Raw genomic sequence first — 25,084 nt, 5'->3', positions numbered from 1 at the left:
CGATTATCGGATTCATGCTGCAGGACCGGTCGGCGTCGGCCGCAACGCGCGCACCGCTAGCTTCTCGATATCCTCGCTCTTCTGCTCGGTGATTTGCCCCAGCTCGTTTGTCATCCCGGACAACTTTGTTCCATCGCCGCGGATCAGCTCGTACGGGTGGTTTTTCAGCACCTCGCCGCTGATGCGATCGCGCAGGACATACGGATCGTTGAACTTGGCCGTCGGCAAGCTATTCATGTGCTCGGCGACTGAGCTCGGTCCCTGTCGGCTGAACGATGCTGATTTGATGGTGCGGCCGCCGCGCGTGCCGTCCTCGATGCCATCCTTCGTGACTCGGATATACGAGCCGCCACACTTGAAGATCAGTTCCTCGGTCGCCTCGATCACGACCCGCTTTTTGCTGAACAGCGACGTATCCTTGGCCGAGTTCAGTTTGATTTCGTCGGTGTGCGCGGACACCTCGATCGGCCCCTTCGCAGCGAACAGCTTCATTCCGGCCTTCTGTACGAACAGGCTGATCTTCTCCGCAGCGGCCGCGATAAGCGACTTGCCACTCGCCAGGTGGGTGTTCTCGCCGCTGACCACGTTGATTTCCGCTTCCGCGACAACGTGCGCGGAACGATCCGCGAGGGCCGCAAAGTCCGCCGGCGTCGCGATCACGATCACGGGCTTCGCGAAGCTGTTCGCGTTGCCGGTGCCGCCACCGGCCGTGACGCCACCCGACGTCTGCCCTGACGCCGGCTTTTGTACCGCTGTCGCCAGGTCCTTCAGCGCATCCTGGCCCGCCTGTAGCGATTCGGCCTGCGCGGTCGTGCTGGCGCTCGACAGCGATTCCACCAGCATTCCGGCCTGCTGCAGCCGCGTGCGGGCTTCGTCGACGCAGAGCTGTTCGTCATCGTATCCTTTCGAGTGCGTGCTGATCGACAGGCCCTTGCTCGCACGCACTGCACCGTATTCGTCGGCGTGCAGTACGAACCCTTGGCCCAGGTACCGACCGCGCGTATTGCCGTCCTGCTGGATCAGGTAGCCCTGCGTGAGCGCCGCGTAGCTCTTGCCCGTATAGCTGATGAGCCGCGTTCCGCCCTGGTTCGTCGCGTCGTCGTGCACGAACGCGTTGTACGCGCCGGTGTTGCCGAAGCCCTGCGACTGGAACCCTGACAGCAGCACGTTCGTGTGCCATGGCGATGGTGTCGTGCCGCCGTTGACACGCCCCAAAATAAACGGCTTATCACAGTCATTGCTCCAGTAACCGATGAGCACCCATTCGCCCGCACGCGGCACGTGCACCGCGCCGTACCCGTTGCCCGTATCGGACTGCATCGACGACAGCAGGGGCGACGCATTGAACGCGCCGTCCGGATTTTTTCGGTCCCACGCAAAATGCACGCGGACCTGGTTCCTCTCGTTCGACCAGGCCTCGATGCCCTGCTGCGTAACGACGAGCGCATGCTCAATCGACATCGCCGGTTTCGGATGGTCGAACGGGCTGCGAAACTCGACCCGCGCGTCCTGCGCCTCGATCTCGAGCACGAAGAAGCCGGCCATACCGTCCTCGGCGTGGCCCGGCGTCGTGAAGCGCGCGCCGTGCGCCGCCTGTCGCTCGGCCAGCGTCGCACGCAGGCTGAGCGGAAATTCGGTTAGTGGCTGGCCGATCGGCACGTTGTTCTCGATGAAACAGCGCGCCTCGACGACCAGGAACGTTCTGTCGGCGTCGTCGCGTTCCGGATGGCGCGGGTGGTCGTTCAGCACGAAGCGCGACCCCGCATCGAGCCAACGCAGACCACCGATCCCAAAGTAGCGCCGGGCTCGCGCATCCCAGCCCTGGACACGCCGGCGCGCGCGGGCGCCGCCGCTGTCGGAATCGGGGTAGCCGTACGCGGTCGGCTCATAGACCGTCATCGGCGCATTCGGGATTCGGTTCTGCTGCGCCTGGTGCCGGCCGTCGTCCGTGACGTAACTGACCGACGCGAGCGTGCTCGCCGCTTCAAAGCGGGACGCGGGGCGTTTGTAGTCGAACGCGCTGGACTCGTACCGCAGGCTCTGCATCGTCTGCATTGCCGCCCAGTGCGTGAACCCGTTCACCGCCTCGTTGTCGCCGGCGCCGTGCACGAAGTCGGCCGGCTTCGCATCGGGCAGCGCCGCGACCTGGTCGACAATAACCAGCGTGGTCTTGGGTGTCTCGCCGTCCCGGACCGGCTCGTGTGCCCAGTAGCAATACCAGCCTTCGTCTTCGAGCAGGCGGTGAAAGAAATGAAGATCGGTTTCACTTTGCCGGCACCACGAGCGCACCGACGGCTCGCGATTCAGGTTGAAGCGGAATCTGCCCTGCAACTGCGGGTAGCGATTGAGGAGGTCGGATACGATGTCCTGCGCCGTCTGTTCGAGCCACCCCTCGTCATTACGCGTGCCGCCCAGGAACACCAGCGCCGACGAAAATTCGAGCTGGTAGGTTGAGAGCCCACCGTCCCCGCCCAGGTAGCCGACCCGGTGCACGAAGCCGTGGATTGGACGATAGACGGAATCGGCAAACGGGGCAGTGGCCTGCTGAATCCATAGCGTGACTGGCTGGTGCATCAACGACAGCAGGGCGGTGTCGTCACGCAGTGACGCGACATCGAGTGTCCAGTTATAGTCACGGCCGATCCGGGCCGTGCCTCGCGCACGCAGGGGAATCAGTGCGTTCTGGCCCAGCGGCGTGTCCAGCTTCAGCAGGCGGTTGCGCTGAAGCAAACCCCGATGAATCGCGTCGTACAGCTCGCGAAATTTGAGTTCCCCGAGCGCAGGTGGTTTGAGTACCATTTTTCTCTCAATATTGTTTGAGTTTTCCGCGCAGCGCGGAAGCGAAAGGGAACAGCTATGGCCATCGCCGTTCCCCCTCTGGGCATCGTGAACTCTATGGCTTGCTCCTAAAGCGAGCCGCAAGAACAAACCGGACGCCGATGCTTGACTCGATCGTAGCAGCCGGTATTGTAGCTGTCGTGCGCATTTAATGATCTTTCGTAATTAATTTTTTGAAAGAAAATAACGCTTGGATTCTCCAGAATGAGCGAACGCTCGAAAAGCGCATCATATGCTTCGATCGCAAATATCGGTTCGATTCGCGGTACATTCGGCGCAGCGTTGCGCGGGAGTAAGGGAAATATGGAACTGATGGACTGGATGCATGACGGTGACCGCTACGTTCGTCGGCTCGTTTGCGCATGCGGCCAGACGCGAGAGCAGCGATCTTCTGCGCGATGCGGCTCGTATGCACAAGTGAATGAGCTATTGGATCGAGCGGTCGCTGAGGAAAGTGGCGTGCCGGCCTCGCTCCAAAGTGCTTTTCAGGAAGGATCGATGGCAACGAGCACAGCGCTTGATCGGGCCATCGAGCACGGTGGGATGCCGCGTGCCGGCCGTCGGGTGCGCTACTCGATTCGTCGTTAATTGTTGCGTTGCTTGACGACTGGTTTCTACTGTGCGAATCCCGGCTGTGGGCATTGATCAGCCGTCGGCGAGACGCCGGAAAACGCAACACCGACAAACATACAAGTGTCAAAAAAAGGGGGGCGGCGGAATTCTTGGACTGTCTTGGACTGGTTTATGTCGTCATCCCGAGGCTTGCTCGATATTCGATCGGACTGAGCGAACCAAGCGAGATCTTGATCCGTTTCTCGTTGTACCAGCGAATGTACGAGTCAACGACCTCAATGAATTGGTCGGTGCTGACGGTCTGCCAGTCTCGAGGGTAAAACAGTTCCGTCTTCAGCCGTCCAAAGAAACCTTCGCACGCCGCGTTATCGGGCGAACAGCCCTTGCGCGACATTGAGCGCGTCAGATTGGACTCGCGTATCCGAGTAAGCCAGCCTGGCCAGCGATAGTGCGCGCCGCGATCTGAATGGACCACAGGCCGGCTGTCGCTACTCCCGATTGCTTCGATGGCGGCATCGAGCATCGTATTCACAAGTTCGGCGTCGGGGGCGTACCGATCGACCAGCTGATCACCAGTCCATCGAAGCAATCAATGACCGGAGGCAGATAGACTTTACCGGCAGGAATCTGGAACTCCGTGATGTATGTGAGCCACTTTTCATTCGGTGCTGCGGCCCGGAAATCCCGGTTGATCAGCCGCTCGTGAGCGGTCCAACTTCGACGATTCATCGGCAACTCAGCCGCCAAACGCATACGAATCCCTTTTAGACAGCGCCCTGGTCGTCAAAACGAGGCGCTTTTCAACAGCCTCCAGGACCTGTTCCCGCTAATAACGGAAACAGGTCCTGAAGGCGTTCATTGCAGCACGCATGCTATGCTCGCTCGCTGACGGGCGCGGTACGTGCCGGGGCGCCGGCCGCCGGAGCGCCGGCCGCCGGTTCGCCGGCATGCACCGCGCCGTTCGATCGAACATCCAAGGAGAAAAAACATGTCGATGCGTGCATCCCTTTCCGTCGTCACGCGTGTGCTGGCCGGCGCCGCGTGCGCAGCCGCGATGCTGCCCGCCCACGCGCAGAACAACCTGAACTTCCTGAACGACACGCCGATCAGCTATTTCAGCAAGGCCGACCGTGCGTCGCTCTCCAAGGCGGTCGTGCAGGCACGCGACGAAGGCAAGGACGGCGAAACCACGACGTGGCAGAGCAGCGGCCGCGGCACGCAGATCGACGCGAAGCTCACGCCGAGCACGACCGAGACCGACGGCAAGACCTGCCGCGAAGTCGCGACCGAAATCACCGCGAAGGGACAGACGATGACGCTCAAGCCCGTCTACTGCAAGACGGCCGCGGGCAAGTGGCAGCTGCAGAAGCGCTGAGCACGCACATGACGAAGCGGGGCGGCGCGCCGCGCACGGTGTCGTGCGGCGTCGTGATCCTCGATGCGGCCGGCCGCGTGTTCCTCGCGCACGCGACCGACACCACGCACTGGGACATCCCGAAGGGGCAGGGCGAACCGGGCGAGACGCCGGCCGACGCGGCGCTGCGCGAACTGCTGGAGGAAACCGGCATCGTGTTCGCGCCGGCACGCCTGCTCGACCTCGGCCGCTTCGCGTACCGGCACGACAAGGACCTGCACCTGTTCGCGGTGCAGGCGGCCGAAGGCGAGATCGATCCCGCGCAATGCACGTGTACGTCGTTGTTTCCGAGCCGTCGCGACGGCTCGATGATTCCCGAGATGGACGCGTACCGCTGGACCGTGCCGGGCGATGTCGATACCTACGCGAGCCGCAGCCTCGCGCGGCTGTTTCGCACGAAGCTGTCGCTCGCGGAACTGCATCGGCGCTTGTCGGGCGCGTGACGGGGCGCCGCGGCTTCCGCGCCGCCGCTTTCCGTCTTCAGGCGCACACCCATGAAAAAACCGGCCCTCGAGCCGGTTTTTTCATGGTCGGGCAACGGCGGCTTGCGCAGTCGCCCGCTGCCCGCGCGGCGCAGGCCGTCAGGCCGGCTTGCCCCAGCTGTCGCGCAGCCCGACGATCCGGTTGAACACCGGCTTGCCCGGCTTCGAATCGACACGGTCTGCCACAAAGTAGCCGTGGCGCTCGAACTGCAGACGCGTTTCCGGCGCGACGTCGCCGTTGCCCGGCTCGAGGTACGCGTGCACGATCTTCTTCGAATCGGGGTTCAGCGCCTCGAGGAAGTTCGCGCCGCCCGCGTCCGGGTGCGGCTCCTTGAACAGGCGATCGTAGATCCGCACTTCGGCCGGCTGCGCATGCTTCGCGCTGACCCAGTGGATGTTGCCCTTGACCTTGTACGTGTTCGCGCCTTCGGTGCCCGACTTGCTGTCCGGGAAGTAGTTGCAGTGCACGGCCGTCACGTTGCCGTCGGCGTCCTTGTCGAAGCCCGTGCACTCGACCACGTAGCCGTAGCGCAGGCGCACCTTGTTGCCCGGGAACAGGCGGAAATAGCCCTTCGGCGGATTTTCGACGAAATCCTCGCGCTCGATCCACAGTTCGCGCGAGATCGGGAACGTGCGCACGCCGCGGTCCGGATGATGCGGATGCACGGGCGCCGTGCACGCTTCCTCGAGGTCTTCCGGATAGTTGTCGATCACGAGCTTCAGTGGATCGAGCACCGCGACCGTACGCGCGGCCTTGTCGTCGAGATCGTCGCGCAGCGCGCCTTCGAAGACGCTCATGTCGATCCACGAATCGACCTTCGTCACGCCGATGCGCTCGCAGAACAGATGGATGCTCTCCGGCGTGAAGCCGCGGCGGCGGATGCCGACGATCGTCGGCATGCGCGGGTCGTCCCAGCCGTCGACGTGGCCTTCGGTGACGAGTTGCAGCAGCTTGCGCTTGCTGGTGATCGCGTACGTGAGGTTCAGCCGCGAGAATTCGATCTGTTGCGGCAACGGGCGCGCGAACACGCCGGCTTCCGCGAGTTCGTTCAGCACCCAGTCGTACAGCGGACGGTGATCCTCGAATTCGAGCGTGCACAGCGAATGCGTGATGCCTTCGAGCGCATCCGAGATGCAGTGCGTGTAGTCGTACATCGGATACACGCACCATGCGTCGCCGGTGCGGTAGTGGTGCGCGTAGCGGATCCGGTAGATCACCGGGTCGCGCATGTTCATGTTCGGCGACGCCATGTCGATCTTCGCGCGCAGCACGTGCTCGCCTTCCTTGAACTCGCCGGCCTTCATGCGGCGGAACAGGTCGAGGTTTTCTTCCGGCGTGCGCTCGCGGAACGGCGACGGCTTGCCGCCTTCGGTCAGCGAGCCGCGGTTCGCGCGCATTTCGTCGGCGCTCTGGCTGTCGACGTACGCCTTGCCGCGCTGGATCAGCAGCTCGGCGAATTCATACAGCTTGTCGTAGTAGTCGCTCGCGAAGTACTGGTGATCGACCGCGTCCTTGCGCCAGTCGAAGCCGAGCCAGCGCACCGCGTCGACGATCGAGTCGACGTATTCGACGCTTTCCTTTTCCGGGTTCGTGTCGTCGAAGCGCAGGTGGCACACGCCGCCGTAGTCGCGCGCGACGCTGAAGTTCAGGCAGATGCTCTTCGCATGACCGATGTGCAGATAGCCGTTCGGCTCGGGCGGGAAGCGCGTCTCGACGCGCCCGCCCCATTTGCCGGTGCGGTTGTCGTCGTCGATGATGTTGCGGATGAAATTGGAAGCCGCGGGGGCGTCGTTGCGTTCGGTGCTCATGCGGTTGGCGTCAGGGTTGTGTCGGCGCGTCGCGCCGGTTTAATCCTGCAATTCTACCTGACCGGGGTCCGTCCCGCGCGGCCCGGCGGTCGGGCGGCGTGCGTTCGCGATGCGTACCGCAATATATCCAGTGTGTGTCGGCTGTAACACGACGTAAATCGGATTGCCGGCGCCGTTCGGGTTTTCCTATGATGGCGTCACCGATTCAATGCCGCCATCCGCAATGTCTGCGTGGCGGGAGGAAGCCAATAATCATGATGAAGAAGACCACGTTTGTCGTTCGCACCGCGGTGATCGTCGCGGCCCTGTCGCAACTCGGCGCATGCGCGATGACGCATACGCAACGCAATGCCGGTATCGGCGCGGCCGCGGGCGGCGCGCTCGGCTACCTGATCACGGGCGGCCCGATCGGCACGGTGGCCGGCGCGGCGGCCGGCGGCCTGGTCGGCGCCGGCGTACGCTGATCCCCGCCGGCGGGCGCCCGCGACGCGGGCGCATCGGCCGCCGGCCCGGTCGTGACGCGTGACCCACCGCGTCACGACCCGCTCGAACGTCGCGCACATCCCCGGATTTTGACAGGCACCATCAGGGAGAGGCGGGTGTGCGACACTGCGTCGACGCTACAACACGATTCCATTCGTCGACGGTTCCCTTCATGAGCGATCCCCTCGTTTTCGTCTTGCCGGGCTACGCCAATTCGGGCCCGCTTCACTGGCAGAGCCGCTGGGAGCGCGCCGATGCGCGCTTCTCGCGGGTCGCGATGCCCGACTGGAGTCGCGCGGTCCGCAACGGCTGGTGTCTCGCGCTCGACCGCGCGGTCGAAGCCGCGCGCGGGCCGGTGCTGATCGCCGGTCACAGCCTCGGCACGCTGACCACCGCATGGTGGGCGACCCGCTACGCAAGGCCGGCCGCGCTCGCGAAAGTGCGCGGCGCGTTGCTCGTCGCGCTGCCCGACCCGGCCGGGCCGGCGTTTCCGGCCGACGCGCACGGCTTTGCCCCGGTGCCGCACGAGCGGCTGCCGTTTCCGACCTGCGTCGTCGCGAGCAGCGACGATCCGTACGGTTCGCTCGCGTTCGCACGCGGCTGCGCGCACGCGTGGGGCAGCACGTTCCATGACATCGGCCCGCGCGGCCACATCAACGCGGACAGCGGGCTTGGCGACTGGCCGCAAGCGCGCGGCTGGCTCGACGCGCTCGCGCGCTGACCGGTCCGTTCGCCGTCGTGCGCGCCCGACGCGTCAGATCGCCCGTTTCGCCTTCAACGCGGCAATCCGCGCGTCGTCGTAGCCGAGGATCTCGCGCAGCACGTCGTCCGTCTGCGCGCCGAGCAGCGGCGGGGCCGTGCGCGCGTCCGGCGGCGTCGCGCTCATCCGGATCGGGTTGCGCACGAGCTTCACGTCCGCGCCGCACGGGTGCGGCAGCGACACCTGCATCCCGCGCGCGATCACCTGCTCGTTGTCGAACACCTCGTCGAGATCGTTGATCGGCCCGCACGGCACGCCGGCCGCTTCGAGCGCGCCGATCCAGTCGGCCTTGCCGCGCGCCTTCACCATCTGCGCGAGGATCGGCACCAGCGTGTCGCGGTGGCGCACGCGCGACGGGTTCGTCGCGAAGCGCTCGTCGTCGGCCAGCTCGGGCCGCCCGCCGGCTTCGACGAACTTGCGGAACTGCCCGTCGTTGCCGACCGCGACGATGATCCAGCCGTCGCTCGTCTGGAACGTCTGGTACGGCACGATGTTCGGGTGCGCGTTGCCCCAGCGCACCGGCGGCTTGCCGCTCGCGAGGAAGTTGGTGTTCATGTTCGCGAGCAGCGCGACCTGCACGTCGAGCAGCGCCATGTCGATGTACTGGCCTTCGCCGGTGCGATCGCGGTGCGCGAGCGCGGCGAGCACGGCGATCGTCGAATAGAGGCCGGTCGCGAGATCGGCGATCGCGACGCCGGCCTTCTGCGGGCCGCCGCCCGGCTCGCCGTCGCGCTCGCCGGTGATGCTCATGAAGCCGCCGATCCCCTGCACGATGAAGTCGTAGCCCGCGCGGTGCGCGTACGGGCCGGTCTGGCCGAAGCCGGTGACCGAGCAGTAGACGAGATCGGGCTTCACCGCGCGCAGCGATGCGTAGTCGAGCCCGTATTTCTTCAACTGGCCGACCTTGTAGTTCTCGAGCACGACGTCGCTTTGCGCGGCGAGTTCGCGCACGATCCGCTGCCCGTCGGGCGTCGCGATGTCGATCGTCACCGAGCGCTTGTTGCGGTTCGCCGCGAGGTAGTACGCGGCCTCGGCGGTATCCGCGCCGTCCGCGTCCTTCAGGTACGGCGGCCCCCAGTGGCGCGTGTCGTCGCCGGCGCCGGGGCGCTCGACCTTGATCACGTCCGCGCCGAAATCGGCAAGGGTCTGCGCGCACCACGGGCCCGCGAGCACGCGGGTGAGGTCCAGTACGCGGATATGGCTCAGGGCACCCATCGTCGAATCGTCTCCTTTCATGGCTGGCCGGCCTTGCCGGGCAAGGCCGATTGGCATGCCGAGCATCTTAAGGCGAATCGGCCGCGCGGGTGGCCCGGGCCGGTCGTTCATCGCGGCGGGCCGCTGCCGCTTGGGCGGGCGGTCTGTATCGTATAATCGATCGTTTCCGAATCCATGCCGCCGCGCGCCCCGCCTGGGGCGCCGGCGTTTGAAGCCGTCTTTGCCAGACCGTCCCCGCACGCCATGAAAGCTGCCGAAATCCGCGAGAAATTCCTCAAATTCTTCGAATCGAAGGGCCACACGATCGTCCGCTCGTCGAGCCTCGTGCCCGGTAACGACCCCACGCTGATGTTCACGAACTCGGGCATGGTCCAGTTCAAGGACGTCTTCCTCGGCACGGATCCGCGCCCGTACTCGCGCGCGACGACCGCGCAGCGCAGCGTGCGCGCGGGCGGCAAGCACAACGACCTCGAGAACGTCGGCTACACGGCGCGCCACCACACGTTCTTCGAGATGCTCGGCAACTTCTCGTTCGGCGACTACTTCAAGCACGACGCGATCAAGTTCGCGTGGGAGCTGCTGACCACGGTCTACCAGCTGCCGAAGGAAAAACTGTGGGTCACCGTCTACCAGGAAGACGACGAAGCGTACGACATCTGGGCGAAGGAAGTCGGCGTGCCGACCGAGCGGATCATCCGGATCGGCGACAACAAGGGCGCGCGCTACGCGTCGGACAACTTCTGGACGATGGGCGACACCGGCCCGTGCGGCCCGTGTACCGAAATCTTCTACGACCACGGCCCGGACGTGTGGGGCGGCCCGCCGGGGTCGCCCGAAGAAGACGGCGACCGCTACATCGAGATCTGGAACCTCGTGTTCATGCAGTTCAACCGCGACGCGCAGGGCAACATGACGCGCCTGCCGAAGCAGTCGGTCGACACCGGCATGGGCCTTGAGCGTCTCGCCGCGGTGCTGCAGCACGTGCACAGCAACTACGAGATCGACCTGTTCCAGAACCTGATCAAGGCCGCCGCGCGCGTGACCGGGATCGGCGACCTCACGAACAACTCGCTGAAGGTGATCGCCGATCACATCCGCGCGTGCTCGTTCCTGATCGTCGACGGCGTGATCCCCGGCAACGAAGGCCGCGGCTACGTGCTGCGCCGGATCGTGCGTCGCGCGATCCGCCACGGCTACAAGCTCGGCCGCAAGGGCGCGTTCTTCCACAAGCTGGTGGCCGACCTCGTCGCCGAGATGGGCACGGCCTATCCGGAGCTGAAGGAAGCCGAGCAGCGCGTGACCGACGTGCTGCGCCAGGAAGAAGAGCGCTTCTTCGAGACGATCGAGCACGGCATGTCGATCCTCGAAGCGGCGCTCGCCGACGTCGACGCGAAGGGCGGCAAGGTGCTCGACGGCGAACTCGCGTTCAAGCTGCACGACACGTACGGCTTCCCGCTGGACCTCACGGCCGACGTGTGCCGCGAGCGCGGGATGACGGTCGACGAGCCGGCATTCGACGACGCGATGGCGCGCCAGCGCGAGCAGGCCCGTGCGGCCGGCAAGTTCAAGGCGACGCAGGGCCTCGAATACGCGGGCGCGAAGACCACCTTCCACGGTTACGAGGAAATCGCGTTCGACGACGCGAAGGTCGTCGCGCTGTACGTCGACGGCTCGGCCGTCAACGAAGTGAAGGCCGGCCAGGATGCGGTCGTCGTGCTCGACCACACGCCGTTCTACGCGGAATCGGGCGGCCAGGTCGGCGACCAGGGCGTGCTCGCGAACGCGGCGACGCGCTTCGCGGTGGCCGATACGCTGAAGGTGCAGGCCGACGTGATCGGCCACCACGGCACGCTCGAGCAGGGCACGCTGAAGGTCGGCGACGTGCTGCGCGCGGAAATCGACGCGCAGCGCCGCGCGCGCACGCAGCGCAACCACTCGGCCACCCACCTGATGCACAAGGCGCTGCGCGAAGTGCTCGGCTCGCACGTGCAGCAGAAGGGCTCGCTCGTCGACGCGGAAAAGACCCGTTTCGACTTCGCGCACAACGCGCCGATGACCGACGACGAGATCCGTCGCGTCGAGCAGATCGTCAACGACGAAATCCTCGCGAACGCGCCGGGCATCGTGCGCGTGATGCCGTACGACGAAGCGGTGAAAGGCGGCGCGATGGCGCTCTTCGGCGAGAAGTACGGCGATGAAGTGCGCGTGCTCGACCTCGGCTTCTCGCGCGAACTGTGCGGCGGCACGCACGTGCACCGCACCGGCGACATCGGCCTGTTCAAGATCGTGATGGAAGGCGGCGTCGCGGCCGGCATCCGCCGCGTCGAGGCGATCACCGGCGACAACGCGGTGCGCTACGTGCAGGAGCTCGACGCGCGCGTGAACGAAGCGGCGGCGGCGCTGAAGGCGCAGCCGTCGGAGCTCACGCAGCGCATCGCGCAGGTGCAGGACCAGGTGAAGTCGCTCGAGAAGGAGCTGGGCGCGCTGAAGTCGAAGCTCGCGTCGAGCCAGGGCGACGAGCTCGCGCAGCAGGCCGTCGAAATCGGCGGCGTGTACGTGCTGGCCGCGACGCTCGACGGCGCGGACGCGAAGACGCTGCGCGAAACGGTCGACAAGCTGAAGGACAAGCTGAAGAACGCGGCGATCGTGCTGGCGGCCGTCGAAGGCGGCAAGGTCAGCCTGATCGCGGGCGTCACGCCGGATGCGAGCAAGAAGGTCAAGGCCGGCGAGCTCGTGAACTTCGTCGCGCAGCAAGTGGGCGGCAAGGGCGGCGGCCGTCCGGACATGGCGCAGGCGGGCGGCACCGAGCCGGCGAACCTGCCGGGCGCGCTGGCCGGCGTGAAGGGCTGGGTCGAAGAGCGGCTCTGATCGTTGCACGACCGATGCGATGCCGTCGTGCCGACGGCCTCGCGTGAAGCGAAAAACGACCCGATCGGCGCAGGCCGGTCGGGTCGTTTCGTTTGTGCAGCTCATGCGCGTCGATCGATGCGGCGGCGCGCGAATACGGGTCAGGCCGGCACGGTCACCGTTGGCTTCGTCATGTCCCCAGGCTGCCGCGCGACGTCGGCGAGCGCATCGCGCAGCGCGGCGAGCGCCGCCGACGCATAACCGCGCCGCCACCCGAGCAGCGTGTCGATGCCTTCGAGTTCGGCAATCGTGTGCGCGGCGATGTTGCCGGTCTCCGGTTGCAGATCGAGCACCGAACGCGGCGCGACCGCGACGCCGGCGCCGGCCGCGACGCACGCGACGATCGCGTGATACGAGCCGAGTTCGAGCACGCGGGCCGGTTTCACGCCGTGCGCCGCGTACCACCGCTCGACGTACTTGCGATACGCGCAGCCGCGCTCGAACGCGATCAGCGTCGGCAGGATCACGTCGCGCGGCGTGCGCACCGGCGGATGGCCGCGCGGCGTGAGCAGCACGAGATCCTCGCGGAAGATCGGCACCGTCTCGAACGTGTCGGGCAGCGTGTCCGGCTCGGGCGGGCGCGCGAACAGCGCGGCGTCGATCTCGAAGTCGCGCACGCGGTCGATCAGGCACCCCGTCGTGCCCGTCAGCAATTCGAGCGACACGTCCGGCCACGCGTGGTGATAGCGCGCGAGGAGGGCCGGCAGCCGGCTCGCGGCCGTGCTTTCCATCGTGCCGAGCCGCAGCCGGCCGCGCGGCGTGTCCTCGCGCACCGCGTCGCGCGCCTCGTCGGCGAGCGCGAGCAGGCGCTCCGCATACGGCAGCAGCGTGTGCCCGGCCGGCGTCAGCACGAGCCGACGGCCGTCGCGCACGAACAGCGCCGCGCCGAGTTCCTCCTCCAGCTGCTTGATGCGCGTCGTGACGTTCGACTGCACGCGATTGAGCTTGGCCGCCGCGCGCGTCACGCCGTTCTCGCGCACGACCGCCCGGAAGATCGCCAGCGCCGCCAGATCCATGATTCTCTCCGAGGGATGAGTTGATTCTTGATTATTCATTTTTCGAGAACGTTTGGTCAAGCTAGGATGGACCCATTCCGATTTCCGATCCGCCGGCGCCCGACGCGCCGGCGCATGCCGCCATGTCCCGCTCCGATGCTTCGACCGCCGCTGCGCGCGTGTTTTCGTCCGACGAGGCTGGCCACGCCGGCCAGGCTGACCGCCGTGCCCGCGCGGCTGCGCTCGCCTGCATGGTCGGCCTGGCCGTCGTGCTCGGCGTCGGCCGTTTCGCGTTCACGCCGCTGTTGCCGCTGATGCTCGCGGACGGCTCGATCGGCCTGAAAACCGGCGGCTGGCTCGCGTCGGCGAACTACGCGGGCTACTTCGTCGGCGCGGTCAGTTGCGCGGCGCTGCACGTCGCGCCCGCGCGGATGGTGCGCTTCGGGCTCGTGGCGACCGTGTTGCTGACCGCCGCGATGGGCGTCGGTCAGTGGCTGCCGGGGTGGCTCGTCGTGCGTTTCGTCGCGGGTGTCGTCAGCGCGTGGACGTTCGTGTTCATGTCGCAATGGGGGCTGCGGCGCCTGGCCGAGCTGGCGGCGCCGGCGTGGAGCGGGGTGATCTACGCGGGGCCGGGCGTCGGCATCGTGGTGACCGGGCTGATCGGCAGTGCGCTGGCCGGCCAGCGCGCGGCGGTGGGTTGGCTCGGTTTCGCGGCGTTGTCGGCGGTGCTGTCGGTCGCGATCTGGCGCACGTTCGGTGCGGCGCCGGCCCCGGCGCACGCGCAGGCCGCGCCGCCGGTCGCTGCGCCGCAGGCGGCCGCCCGCGCGCCGGCCACCGCGACGGCACGGGCCGACACGCGAAGCCATCGCGCGGACGCCGCGTGGCTCGTCGTGCTGTACGGCGCACCGGGCTTCGGCTACATCGTCACCGCGACGTTCCTGCCGGTGATCGCGCGCGCCGCGCTGCCGGCCGCCTCACCATGGCCCGACCTGTTCTGGCCGATGTTCGGCGCGGCGCTGATCGTCGGCGCGATCGCCGCCGCGCGGCTGCCCGGGCACTGGGACAACCGGCTGCTGCTGGCGGCCGGCTGCGCGACGCAGGCGCTCGGCATCGCGGCCGGGATCGTGTGGCCGAACGCCGCGGGCTTCTCGGTCGGCAGCGCGCTGCTCGGGCTGCCGTTTACCGCGATCACGCTGTTCGCGATGCGCGAGGCGCGGCGCCTGCACGGCGAGCGCGCGGCCGGGCTGATGGGCTACGCGACCGCGTCGTACGGCGTCGGGCAGATCCTCGGGCCGCTCGTCGCGGCGCCGCTGGCCGCGCGCTTCGGATCGTTTACGCCCGCGCTGTGGGTCGCGGCGGCCGCGCTGCTGATCGGCGCCGCCGGCTTCGCGGCGACCGCCGTACGCGGGCGCCGGCCATCCTGACGCCGATGGGGCCGGATCGTCTCGGGCGCGGGCAAACTCGCTAGAATGAAGCCTTTCCCGCGCCGAGCGGGTGCGCGGACAGCCGGCAGACGGCCGTCCGGCGCCCGCCAGATCCCCATCGATGACCACCGCCGACTACCGCTTTTGCCCGCGCTGCGCGAGCACGCTGACCGAGCGCGCCGATCCCGACCATGAGGGCGGCCGCATCCGCCGGGCCTGCCCCGACGAATCCTGCGGCTACGTGCACTGGAACAACCCGCTGCCGGTCGTCGCGGCGATCGTCGAACTCGACGGCAAGATCCTGCTCGCGCGCAACGCCGCGTGGCCCGAAGGGATGTTCGCGCTGATCACCGGTTTCCTCGAAAACGGCGAGACGCCCGAGGACGGCATCGCCCGCGAGGTGTTCGAGGAAACCGCGCTGAAGGCCGAGCAGGTGTCGCTCGTCGGCGTGTACGAATTCATTCGCAAGAACGAACTGATCATCGCGTACCACGTGCGGGCGTCGGGCACGGTATCGCTGTCGCCGGAACTGCTCGAATACAAGCTCGTCGATCCGCCGCTGCTGCGCCCGTGGCGCGCCGGCACGGGCGTCGCGCTCGCCGACTGGATGCGCGCGCGCGGCCTCGATTTCGAATTCGTCGACCGGCCGGGGCAGTGACGGGCCGGCCGGCCCGCGGGGTATTGTCCTCGCCGTTTCCATCGTTCCCTTCGCTTTCCTCGTCCTGAGCGCCATCGCCATGTCCGACAAGCCGCAGCCGCGTCCGCGCGACGCCTATCGCCACTTCCTGCCGATCACGACCCGCTGGATGGACAACGACGTCTACGGGCACGTGAACAACGTCGTCTACTACAGCTACTTCGACACCGTCGTGAACGCGTACCTGATTCGCGCGGGCGTGCTCGACATCGAGCACGGGCAGACGATCGGGCTGGTCGTCGAGACGCAGTGCAACTATTTCGCGCCGCTCGTGTTCCCGCAGTCGGTCGACGCGGGGCTGCGCGTCGTGAAGCTCGGCACGTCGAGCGTGCGCTATGAAGTCGGGCTGTTCGCCCAGGGCGATGCGTCGCCTGCCGCGCAGGGGCACTTCGTGCACGTGTACGTCGATCGCGGCACGCGCCGCCCGGTGCCGCTGCCCGACGCGCTGCGCGCCGCGCTCGAACCGCTCGCCGCCTGACGAAACGCGGTGCACGCGTTCGCGCTCCAGGCCTTCAACGGCCTCAGCTACGGCTTGCTGCTGTTCATGCTGTCGGCCGGCCTCACGCTGATCTTCAGCGTGCAGGGCGTGCTCAACTTCGCGCACGCGAGCTTTTACATGCTCGGTGCGTATGTCGGCTACAGCATCGCGGCCTGGGCGGGCTTCTGGCCCGCGCTCGTGCTCGCGCCGCTGGCGGTCGGGCTGCTCGGCGCCGGCTGCGAGCGCGCGCTGCTGCGCCGCGTGCAGGCGCGCGGCCATACGAGCGAACTGCTGCTGACCTTCGGCCTCGCGTACCTGATCGGCGAGGGCGCGAAACTCGCGTGGGGCCTCGCGCCGCTGCCGGCGCCCGTGCCGCCGCTGTTCGACGGCGCGCCCGCGAGCGTGTTCGGTCTCGCATTGCCGCGTTACCGGCTGTTCATGATGGGGATGTCCGCGACGATGCTGGCCGCGCTCGGCGCGCTGCTGCGTACGTCGCGCATCGGGCTCGTCGTGCGCGCGGCGCTCACGCATCGCGCGGCCGTCGAGGCGCTCGGCTACGACGTGCCGCGCGTGATGACGGCGCTGTTCGGCGCGGGCACCGCGCTCGCGGCGCTGGCCGGCGTGATCGGCGCGCCGCTCGCGGTGATCGAGCCCGCGCTCGCCGAGACCGTCGGGTCGGTGGTGTTCGCGGTGGTCGTGATCGGCGGGCTCGGCTCGCTCGGCGGCGCGTTCGTCGCGTCGCTCGCGGTCGGCTTCGCGCAGACCTTCGCGGCCGCGAGCGACACGTCGCTGCGCGACCTCGCGCAATGGACGGGCATCGCGCTGCCCGACAGCGTGGCCGCGGTGTCGATCGCGCAACTGGCGCCGCTGGTGCCGTACCTGCTGCTCGTCGCGGTGCTGGTCGCGCGGCCGCGCGGATTGTTCGGCGAGCGTGTCGATGCGTAGCCGCACGCTGGCCGGATGCGCGCGCTGGGCGCTGTTCGTCGCGTGCTTCGCGCTGCCCGCGTGGCTGTGGCCGCACGGCGCGGTGCTCGGCTATCTCGCGCAGACGGCCGCGCTCGTCGTGCTCGCGCTGTCGTACAACCTGCAGCTCGGCACGACCGGGCTGCTGTCGTTCGGGCATGCGGCGTTTGCTGGCCTCGGCGCATTCGCGGCCGCGCACTGGTTCAACCACATCGGCGGCCCGCTGCCGCTGTTGCCGCTCGTCGGCGGCGCGGCTGGCGCGGGCTTCGGGTTCGTCGCCGGGCTGCTGGCGACACGCCGTTCCGGCACCGCATTCGCGATGATCACGCTCGGGCTCGGCGAATGCGTCGCGGCCGCCGCGTGGAGCGTGCCCGCGTGGTTCGGCGGCATCGGCGGCGTGCCGATCGATCGTGCGGGCGGCGCGCCGTGGGGCAACGGATATTTCGGCGCGCCGGCGCACGCGTATGCGCTGATCGCCGCGTGGTGCGTCGTGTCGGCGTGGGCGATGCATGCGCTGACGCGCACGCCGCTCGCGCGGCTCGCGAACGCGGTGCGCGACAACCCGGCGCGGGTCGCGGCGCTCGGCACCGATCCGCGCCGCGTGCGGCTCGCAATGGTCACCTGCGCGTCGTTCTTCGCGGGCGTCGCGGGCACGCTGACGCTGATCGACGTCGAAATCGCGACGCCCGACAGCGTATCGATGGCGCGCTCGGCGACCGTGCTGATCGCCGCGGTGATCGGCGGCACCGGCACGTTCTTCGGGCCGGCGGCCGGCGCGGCCGTGCTGACCGTGCTGAGCATCGTCGTCGCGGGCGTGTCGCGTGCGTGGGCGCTGTATCTCGGCGTGCTGTTCGTCGCGGTCGTCGTGGCCGCGCCGGGCGGGATCGCGGGCGTGGCGCGGACGCTCGCGCATGCGCTGCGGCGCGGCGCGCCGGCGGCCGAGCGGTGGCGCGTGCTGTGCGGCGTCGGCGCGTGCGTGTTCTGGGGCGTCGCGATCGTCTGCGCGGCCGAGCTCGGCTACGCGTGGCGCTTCGCGCAGGACGACGGCACGGGCTTCGCGTTCGGCGCATGGGGTATCGACGCCGATACGCCGATCGGCTGGGCCGTCGCATGCTCGGCGGCCGGCATCGGCGCGCTGCTGTGGGGCTGGCGCGCGCGCTTCGCGCATGGCGCGGCGGGCGCCACGCAGGAGGAGGGGCGATGAACGGCACCGCGATCGCGCTTCACGGCGTCGTGCACCGTTTCGGCGCGCAGACCGTGCTCGACGGCGTCGATCTGAGCATCGCGGCCGGCGAGCGCCACGCGCTGATCGGGCCGAACGGCGCGGGCAAGTCGACGCTGTTCGGCGTGATCGCCGGGGCGACCCGGCCCACGCGCGGGCGCGTCGTGCTGCACGGCGTCGCGTTGCGCGGGCGCGGGCCGGTCGCCGCGAGCCGCCTCGGCATCGGCCGCAGCTTCCAGCAGACGAGCGCGTTCGCGCGGCTGACCGTATTCGACAATCTGCGCTGCGCGGCGCTGCATGCGCCGGCCGAGCGGCGGCGCTGGTGGAACCGGCTGCGCGAATCGGCGTCGATCGATCGCGCGGCCGCGCGCGTGCTGCACGACATCGGTCTCGACGCGCGGCGCGATACGCCGGCCGGCGAACTGAGCTATGCGGAGCAGCGCGCGCTCGATCTCGGGATCGCGCTCGCGAGCGGCGCGCGCACGCTCTTGCTCGACGAGCCGACGGCCGGCATGAGCCGCGCGCAGGCCGCGCGGATGATCGCGCTGATCCGCGCGACGACACAGGGCCGCACGGTGCTGATGATCGAGCACGACATGGACGCGGTGTTCGGTTTCGCCGAACGCATCACGGTGCTCGTGCGCGGCGCGGTCGTCGCGACCGGCGCGCCCGACGCGATCCGGGCCGATCCGCGCGTGCGCGCCGCGTACCTGGGCGAGGGCGCGGCATGAGCGCGGCGCTCGACATTCGCGGGCTGCGCGCGTGGTATGGAAGGCAACCCGTGCTCGACGGCGTCGATCTCGCGCTCGCGCCGGGCGAGACGCTCGCGCTGCTCGGCCGCAACGGCTCGGGGCGCTCGACGCTCGCGAAGGCCGTGATGGGGCTCGTGCGTACGGCCGGCTCGGTGCGCATCGCCGGCGCCGAATGCGCGGGGGCGCGCACGTTCGAGATCGCGCGGCGCGGCGTCGCTTACGTGGCTGAAAGCCGCGACGTATTCCCGCTGCTGACCGTGCGCGACAACCTGCGGCTCGGTTTGCGCGGCACGAGCGGCGCCGCCGAACGGGCGGCGCTCGATCGCCTGTTCGTGCGTTTTCCGCTGCTGGCCGCGCGCGCGGACGTGAAAGCCGGGCGGCTGTCGGGCGGCGAGCAGCAGGTGCTCGCGCTGGTGCGCGCGCTCGCCGGTCGCCCGCGCGTGCTGATCGTCGACGAACCGGCCGAAGGGCTCGCGCTGCTCGCGGTCGACGACGTCGGCGCATGCCTCGCCGCGCTGCAGGCCGACGGCGTCGCGATCGTGCTGATCGAGCAGCGGTTGCAGCTCGCGCCGCGGCTCGCGCGGCGCGTGGCGGTGATGGGGCGGGGACGGATCGTCTACGACGGCGCGCTCGACGGGCTGGACGGCGAGGTCGCCCATGCATGGCTGAGCGCCGGCTGACGAAGTCCGCTCGATTGTTCGGCAAACGCCGCCAGTCAATTCGTGTCGAGCCGCTTTATCGCTGCGGTGCCGCACCGTACATTGCCAGTCAGGCCGGTCGCCATCGCAACGCGGCAACGCGGCAACGCCGCCACGCATCGTCGCGGCAACCGGCGCCATCCATCGAACGTCTTCGGACTGAGGAATGAAATCATGAGCAAGCTGGCAGGCAAGGTCGCGATCGTCACGGGCGCATCGAAGGGCATCGGCGCGGCCATCGCGAAGGCACTGGCCGACGAAGGTGCGTCGGTCGTCGTCAACTACGCGAGCAGCAAGGCGGGCGCGGACGCGGTCGTCGGCGCGATCACCGAAGCGGGCGGCCGCGCGGTCGCGGTCGGCGGCGACGTGTCGAAGGCCGCCGATGCGCAACGCCTCGTCGATACCGCCATCGAAACGTATGGCCGTCTCGACGTGCTGGTCAACAACTCCGGCGTGTACGAATTCGCGCCGATCGAAGCGATCACCGAAGAGCACTATCGCCGGCAGTTCGACACGAACGTGTTCGGCGTGCTGCTGACCACGCAGGCGGCGGTCAAGCATCTCGGCGAAGGCGCGAGCATCATCAACATCAGCTCGGTCGTGACGAGCATCACGCCGCCGGCCAGCGCCGTGTACAGCGGCACGAAGGGCGCGGTCGACGCGATCACCGGCGTGCTCGCGCTCGAACTCGGCCCACGCAAGATCCGCGTGAACGCGATCAACCCGGGGATGATCGTGACCGAGGGCACGCACAGCGCGGGCATCATCGGCTCCGATCTGGAGGCGCAGGTGCTCGGCCAGACGCCGCTGGGCCGCCTCGGCGAGCCGAACGACATCGCATCGGTCGCCGTGTTCCTCGCATCCGACGATGCGCGCTGGATGACCGGCGAGCACCTCGTCGTGAGCGGCGGGTTGAACTGAGCGGAATTGCCGTACGTACCGCGCGAACGGTGCGGGCCGTTCGCGCCGCTATGCGCTCATCGCCAGCGCGGTCGCGCCGACGTGCCACCGCAAGCATTCGACGACGAGCGCGTGATTGTCTTCGGAGCCGAGCCCCGCGATCGTCATCGCGCCGACGATCGCACCGCCGGCGATTCGCAACGGCACGCCGCCGCCGTCGAGCGCGTAGTCGTCGTCCGACAGGCCCTGCGAGCGCAGCGACCAGCCGGCACGGCGAAAGCGCGCGCCGACCGCGAGCGAACTCTGGCCGAAACGCAGCACCGTGTTCTGCCGGCGGCGGATCGCGTCGCTGTCGTGCGCGTCGCTGCCGTCGAGCGCGCAATAGAACAGCGGCGCCTGCTCGCCGACGATGCCGACCGCGATCGGCAGCCCGCGCCGCGACGCGAGGTTGACCGCGATTTCTCCGATCCGGCGAGCGACGGCCGCATTGAAGTGCGGCAGCGCGGGGTTCGACGCGTCGTCGTCGACGGCGTCGGGTTCGAGGCGAAAGAGGGGCGTCACCATGGCGGCTCCGTAGCGTTGCCGGCTCCGCAGGCGCGTGCCGGGCGTCGCATCGTCACGGGCCCGCGCGGGCCCGTCTTCCGTTCAGTGCTTCAGTGCGTCGGCGCTGCGGTACTTCGGCAGCTCAACGTTCAGGCGGCGCATCGAGCATCCACTCGTGCGCGGGATCGTTCTTGAACGCCCACGCGCGGCTGGGGCCCGCCATCACGTTCAGGTAGTACAGGTTGTAGCCGTGAGGCGCGACGACCGGGTGATAGCCGCGCGGCACCATCACGACGTCGTGGTTCTCGACCGCGCATGCCTCGTCGAGGCTGCGGTCGTCGGTGTACACGCGCTGGAACGCGAAACCCTGCGGCGGATCGATCCGGTGATAGTAGGTTTCCTCGAGCGAGGTTTCGTCGGGCGCCGCGTCGCGGTCGTGCTTGTGCGGCGGATAGCTGCTCGAATGGCTGGCCGGCGTGACGACTTCGACGACGAGCAGCCGGTCGGCGGCCGGGTTGTCGCCCATCAGGATGTCGCATACGTAGCGCGTGTTGGTGCCTTGCCCGCGCACCGAACGGCGCATCCGCTCGCCATCGAGGCGCTGCACGCGCTTGTCGCCGCTCGCGTACGGCGCGGTGCACAGCGCGATTTCCGCATCGCGCGTCGCGGCCAGCGTGACGCTCTTGCCGCCCGGCACGTACAGCGCGTCCGGCGACACGTCTTCGAACACGCTGTCGCGCTTGCCGAGCGCATCGTAGGTTTCGCCGTCGACTTCCGCGCGCACCGTGCCCGTCAACACGACGACGCACAGCTCGCGCGTACCGGTGTCGACCGTTTCCGAGTCGCCGGCCTTCAGGCGCAGCGCGCGAAAGCCGACGTGCTTCCAGCCGGCGGACTCGGGCGTGACGTTGCAGATTTCGCGGTCGGCGGACGCCTTGACCAGCAGGGGAGAAATCGTCATGAAGTGGGTCTCCGCAATGGGGTAGGACGCGAACGCTCGGGCGCCTTCGCGTGAGCTCACGCGCTCAACCGGTCGACGATCGCACGCAGCGAGTCGTAGCCCTTCTTCGCATACTGATAGCTCGGCGCGACGGCCGGATCCTGCTCGGCCTCGACGACGAGCCAGCCTTCGTAGCCGGCGTCCTTCAGCGTGCGCAGCGTCGCGTCGTAGTCGAGCGCGCCGTCGCCCGGCACCGTGAAGGTGCCGTTGATCACGCCGTTCAGGAAGCTCCAGCCGTCGTTGCGCGCCTGGCTCACGACCTGCGGCCGCACGTCCTTGCAATGCACGTGCGCGACGCGCGACACGTGCTTCTTCAAGAGCGCGACCGGGTCGGCCGCGCCGCCGAAATACGCATGGCCGGTGTCGAACAGCAGGAACACCTTGGCCGGATCGGTCAGCGCCATCAGGCGGTCGACGTCGTCCGGCGACTCGACGTACGCGCCCATGTGGTGATGGTAGGCGAGCTTGATGCCATACGTGTCGAGCAGGTGCGCGCCGAACGCGTCGAGGCGCGCCGCATAGCGCCGCCACGCTTCGTCGTCGACGAAACGCGGCCGCTTCGCGACCGGCGTGTCGATGCTGCCCTGGATCGTGCCCGCGCATTCGCCGTACACGACGACCTTCACGTCGTTGAACTGCAGCTTCGTCATGTGCGCGCGGCAGCGCTCGATCTCGGCCGCGACGGCATCGGCGTCGCTCATGCCCGGCGCGAGCTCCGCGAGGAAGCCCGAATACCAGCCGGATACGCAGACGAGCCCGAATTCGGCGAGCTTCGCCTTCAGTTCGGGGCCCGTTTTCGGAAACTTGTTGCCGAGCTCGAAGCCCGCATAGCCGATCTCGGCGCCTTCCTTCAGCGCCGTTTCGAGCGGCGTCTCGCCGCCGAGCGACGGCAGGTCGTCGTTCATCCACGACAGGGGGTTGATACCGATGCGAACGTTCCAGCTCATGACGTGCGTCCTTGGTTCGAATGTTGTTTGACGGGTGCGGCGGATGAACAGGGCACGCGCGTCAGCGCCGCTGCCGGGTTTTCTCGTCGAGATACGCGCGGTGCGCGCGTTCGACGTCCGCACGTTCGGACACCTGCGGCACCGCGACTTCCCACCACGCGCCGCCGTCGTCGGTCGTGCGGCGGTGCGTGGTGTCGATCACGAGCACCTGGCTCTTCGTCGCCGCGCGGGCACGCTTCATTTCGCGGCGCAGTTCGCCGATGTCGCGCACGTGCACGGCTTCGGCGCCCATCGCGCGCGCATGCATCGCGAAGTCGATCGTCGAGCGTTCGCCGCCTTCGGGCACGCAGTCGTCGAGCATGTTGTTGAAGCTCGCGCCGCCGCAATTGAGCTGCAACCGCTCGATGCAGCCGTAGCCGCGGTTGTCGAGGATCACGACGATGATCTTGCGCCCGAGCATCACGGAGGTCGCGAGCTCCGCGTTGAGCATCATGTACGAGCCGTCGCCGACGATCACGATCACTTCGCGCTCGGGCCGCGCGAGCTTCGCGCCGAGGCCGCCCGCGACTTCGTAGCCCATGCACGAATACGCATAGTCCATGTGGTAGTTGCCCGGCACGCCGCTGCGCCACAGCTTGTGCAGCTCGGCCGGCAGCGTGCCGGCCGCGCACACGACGAGATCGTCGCGCGCGCTGTCGCGCCCCGCGTCGGCCGCGGAGTCGCGCACCGCGCCGATCACTTCCGCGTCGTACGGCAGCGTGTCCTTCGGAATCCGCGTGGTCAGCTCCGTCACGCGCGCGTTCCATGCGGCGGCCTGGTCGCGGTTCGCGGCGGTCCACGCCGGATCGGCGCGCCAGCCGGCCAGCGCGGCCGACAGCTGGCCGAGGCCCGTGCGCGCATCGGCCACCAGTTGGCGGCCGCGTTTCTTGCCCGCGTCGAACGGCTGCACGTTCAGGCTCAACAGCGTCGCGCGGCCGTAGAGCGCGTGCGAACCGGTCGTGAAATCCTGCAGCCGCGTGCCGACCGCGAACACGACGTCGGCCTGCGCGGCCGCGCGGTTCGCGGCGGGCGAGCCCGTCACGCCGATCGAGCCGAGGTTCAGCGGGTGATCCCACGCGAGGCTGCCCTTGCCGGCCTGCGATTCGGCGACCGGCACGCCGTGCGTGTCGGCGAACGTGCGCAGCGCGTCCCACGCCTGGCTGTACAGCACGCCGCCGCCGGCGACGATCAGCGGCTTGTTCGCGGCTTTCAGCACGTCGAGCGCATCGGCGAGTTCGAGCGCGTCGGCCGGCGGCCGGCGCATCCGGATCACCGGCGGCGCGAAGAAGTCCTCGGGCCAGTCGTACGCGAAGGTCTGCACGTCCTGCGGCAGCGCGAGACACACGGGCCCGCACTGCGCGGGATCGGTCATCACCTGGATCGCGCGCGGCAATGCGACGAGCAGTTGCTCGGGCGTCGTGATGCGGTCGAAGTAGCGCGTGACGGGCCGGAAGCAGTCGTTCGCGCTGACGTCGCCCTGTTCGAAATCCTCGACCTGCTGCAGCACCGGGTCGGGCAGCCGCGACACGAACACGTCGCCGGGCAGCAGCAGCAGCGGCAAGCGGCCGACGTGAGCGAGCGCGGCGGAGGTCAGCATGTTGGTCGCGCCGGGGCCGATGCTCGACGTCGCGGCCATCATCCGCTGGCGGAAATTCGCTTTCGCGAACGCGACGGCCGCGTTGGCCATCCCTTGCTCGTTGTGCGCGCGAAACGTCGGCAGCCGGTCCTTCTCCGCATGCAGCGCTTCGCCGAGCCCGGCCACGTTGCCGTGGCCGAAGATCGCGAACACGCCGCCGCAGTACGGCAGGATCTCGGTGCGCCCGTCGGGCTGGACGACTTCGGCGCGCAGGGCGGCCAGGTAGCGCACGAGCGCCTGGCTGACGGTCAGTCTTACGGTGGTGGTCATCGTCGGTCGATAGAGAGAAGTCGGGTGGTCGTGACGAAC

The 25,084-nt window shown here is 68.5% G+C and carries 22 protein-coding genes and 1 pseudogene; 14 read left to right on the top strand and 9 right to left on the bottom strand.

The features are described from left to right. Positions 1-12: 12 nt before the first annotated feature. On the bottom strand, positions 13-2,799 hold the full coding sequence (gene tssI, locus HWX62_RS07840) for a type VI secretion system tip protein TssI/VgrG (RefSeq protein WP_175929361.1): 2,787 nt from the start codon (positions 2,797-2,799) through the stop codon (positions 13-15). Between the two features lie 243 nt (positions 2,800-3,042). Here tssI and HWX62_RS07835 point away from each other — a divergent pair, with 243 nt between their 5' ends. Continuing rightward, positions 3,043-3,426 (top strand): hypothetical protein, encoded by a 384-nt coding sequence (locus HWX62_RS07835; protein ID WP_175929360.1) that lies wholly within the window; start codon positions 3,043-3,045, stop codon positions 3,424-3,426. 154 nt (positions 3,427-3,580) lie between these two features. On the opposite strand, the pseudogene HWX62_RS07830 reads toward HWX62_RS07835, so the two are convergent. Beyond that, positions 3,581-4,107 (bottom strand): annotated as a pseudogene (locus HWX62_RS07830) (IS3 family transposase); the annotation flags it as partial. Between the two features lie 292 nt (positions 4,108-4,399). Between HWX62_RS07830 and HWX62_RS07825 the strand changes: the two are divergent. Together HWX62_RS07825 and HWX62_RS07820 are read left to right on the top strand one after the other, a co-directional pair. Then, a complete protein-coding gene (locus HWX62_RS07825; RefSeq protein WP_175929359.1) occupies positions 4,400-4,786 on the top strand; it encodes a hypothetical protein in 387 nt (128 codons plus the stop codon). 8 nt (positions 4,787-4,794) lie between these two features. Further along, the gene (locus HWX62_RS07820; RefSeq protein ID WP_175929358.1) at positions 4,795-5,268 is read left to right on the top strand and encodes an NUDIX hydrolase; all 474 of its coding nucleotides are present in this window, start codon (positions 4,795-4,797) and stop codon (positions 5,266-5,268) included. A 138-nt stretch (positions 5,269-5,406) separates the two neighbouring features. Here HWX62_RS07820 and HWX62_RS07815 read toward each other — a convergent pair whose 3' ends face one another. Continuing rightward, positions 5,407-7,116: a glutamine--tRNA ligase/YqeY domain fusion protein gene (locus HWX62_RS07815; RefSeq protein ID WP_175929357.1), complete on the bottom strand. Its 1,710-nt coding sequence runs from the start codon at positions 7,114-7,116 to the stop codon at positions 5,407-5,409. A gap of 254 nt (positions 7,117-7,370) precedes the next feature. Between HWX62_RS07815 and HWX62_RS07810 the strand changes: the two genes are divergently transcribed. Beyond that, entirely contained in the window at positions 7,371-7,580 is a 210-nt protein-coding gene (locus HWX62_RS07810; protein ID WP_175929356.1) for an ornithine acetyltransferase, read from the top strand. Between the two features lie 191 nt (positions 7,581-7,771). After that, positions 7,772-8,320, top strand: coding sequence for an alpha/beta hydrolase (locus HWX62_RS07805; protein WP_175929355.1), 549 nt, complete (start codon positions 7,772-7,774; stop codon positions 8,318-8,320). Between the two features lie 33 nt (positions 8,321-8,353). Here HWX62_RS07805 and HWX62_RS07800 read toward each other — a convergent pair whose 3' ends face one another. Beyond that, entirely contained in the window at positions 8,354-9,574 is a 1,221-nt protein-coding gene (locus tag HWX62_RS07800) for a CaiB/BaiF CoA-transferase family protein (RefSeq protein WP_175929354.1), read from the bottom strand. Positions 9,575-9,817: 243 nt separating this feature from the next. On the opposite strand from HWX62_RS07800, the gene alaS reads away from it, so the two are divergent. Continuing rightward, positions 9,818-12,442, top strand: a complete 2,625-nt coding sequence (gene alaS / locus HWX62_RS07795) for an alanine--tRNA ligase (RefSeq protein ID WP_175929353.1) — start codon at positions 9,818-9,820, stop codon at positions 12,440-12,442. 140 nt (positions 12,443-12,582) lie between these two features. On the opposite strand, the gene HWX62_RS07790 is transcribed toward alaS, so the two are convergent. Next, a complete protein-coding gene (locus tag HWX62_RS07790; protein ID WP_175929352.1) occupies positions 12,583-13,497 on the bottom strand; it encodes a LysR family transcriptional regulator in 915 nt (304 codons plus the stop codon). 122 nt (positions 13,498-13,619) lie between these two features. On the opposite strand from HWX62_RS07790, the gene HWX62_RS07785 reads away from it, so the two are divergent. The 8 genes from HWX62_RS07785 (at position 13,620) to HWX62_RS07750 (ending at position 20,631) form a co-directional block, all read left to right on the top strand. Further along, positions 13,620-14,900, top strand: a complete 1,281-nt coding sequence (locus tag HWX62_RS07785) for a YbfB/YjiJ family MFS transporter (protein WP_175929351.1) — start codon at positions 13,620-13,622, stop codon at positions 14,898-14,900. A 121-nt stretch (positions 14,901-15,021) separates the two neighbouring features. Continuing rightward, positions 15,022-15,558, top strand: a complete 537-nt coding sequence (locus HWX62_RS07780) for an NUDIX domain-containing protein (protein ID WP_175929350.1) — start codon at positions 15,022-15,024, stop codon at positions 15,556-15,558. Between the two features lie 79 nt (positions 15,559-15,637). Continuing rightward, positions 15,638-16,075 carry a thioesterase family protein gene (locus tag HWX62_RS07775; RefSeq protein ID WP_175929349.1) on the top strand — a complete coding sequence of 146 codons (438 nt, stop codon included), beginning with the start codon at positions 15,638-15,640 and terminating at the stop codon, positions 16,073-16,075. Positions 16,076-16,084: 9 nt separating this feature from the next. After that, a complete protein-coding gene (locus HWX62_RS07770) occupies positions 16,085-17,020 on the top strand; it encodes a branched-chain amino acid ABC transporter permease (RefSeq protein ID WP_175929348.1) in 936 nt (311 codons plus the stop codon). Next, positions 17,013-18,242, top strand: a complete 1,230-nt coding sequence (locus HWX62_RS07765; protein WP_175929347.1) for a branched-chain amino acid ABC transporter permease — start codon at positions 17,013-17,015, stop codon at positions 18,240-18,242. The genes HWX62_RS07770 and HWX62_RS07765 overlap by 8 nt, the downstream gene beginning before the upstream one ends. Beyond that, on the top strand, positions 18,239-18,991 hold the full coding sequence (locus HWX62_RS07760) for an ABC transporter ATP-binding protein (protein WP_175929346.1): 753 nt from the start codon (positions 18,239-18,241) through the stop codon (positions 18,989-18,991). The genes HWX62_RS07765 and HWX62_RS07760 overlap by 4 nt, the downstream gene beginning before the upstream one ends. Beyond that, positions 18,988-19,692 carry an ATP-binding cassette domain-containing protein gene (locus HWX62_RS07755; RefSeq protein WP_175929345.1) on the top strand — a complete coding sequence of 235 codons (705 nt, stop codon included), beginning with the start codon at positions 18,988-18,990 and terminating at the stop codon, positions 19,690-19,692. The genes HWX62_RS07760 and HWX62_RS07755 overlap by 4 nt, the downstream gene beginning before the upstream one ends. A gap of 192 nt (positions 19,693-19,884) precedes the next feature. Next, positions 19,885-20,631, top strand: a complete 747-nt coding sequence (locus HWX62_RS07750) for a glucose 1-dehydrogenase (RefSeq protein ID WP_175929344.1) — start codon at positions 19,885-19,887, stop codon at positions 20,629-20,631. 48 nt (positions 20,632-20,679) lie between these two features. Here the strand turns inward: HWX62_RS07750 and HWX62_RS07745 are convergent, their stop codons facing one another. The 4 genes from HWX62_RS07745 to iolD all read right to left on the bottom strand — a co-directional run bounded on the left by HWX62_RS07745 (position 20,680) and on the right by iolD (position 25,045). Continuing rightward, the gene (locus tag HWX62_RS07745; protein WP_175929343.1) at positions 20,680-21,174 is read right to left on the bottom strand and encodes a heme-degrading domain-containing protein; all 495 of its coding nucleotides are present in this window, start codon (positions 21,172-21,174) and stop codon (positions 20,680-20,682) included. A gap of 121 nt (positions 21,175-21,295) precedes the next feature. Continuing rightward, positions 21,296-22,114: a 5-deoxy-glucuronate isomerase gene (gene iolB / locus HWX62_RS07740; RefSeq protein ID WP_175929342.1), complete on the bottom strand. Its 819-nt coding sequence runs from the start codon at positions 22,112-22,114 to the stop codon at positions 21,296-21,298. A gap of 56 nt (positions 22,115-22,170) precedes the next feature. Then, positions 22,171-23,100 (bottom strand): myo-inosose-2 dehydratase, encoded by a 930-nt coding sequence (gene iolE, locus HWX62_RS07735; RefSeq protein WP_175929341.1) that lies wholly within the window; start codon positions 23,098-23,100, stop codon positions 22,171-22,173. 61 nt (positions 23,101-23,161) lie between these two features. After that, a complete protein-coding gene (gene iolD / locus HWX62_RS07730; protein WP_175929340.1) occupies positions 23,162-25,045 on the bottom strand; it encodes a 3D-(3,5/4)-trihydroxycyclohexane-1,2-dione acylhydrolase (decyclizing) in 1,884 nt (627 codons plus the stop codon). Between the last annotated feature and the right edge of the window lie 39 nt (positions 25,046-25,084).

The sequence above is a fragment of the Burkholderia sp. BCC0506 genome (assembly GCF_902833145.1).
Classification (GTDB): domain Bacteria; phylum Pseudomonadota; class Gammaproteobacteria; order Burkholderiales; family Burkholderiaceae; genus Burkholderia.
Note: the sequence above shows the minus strand (reverse complement) of the source record. Positions and strands in the feature narration are given on the sequence as shown.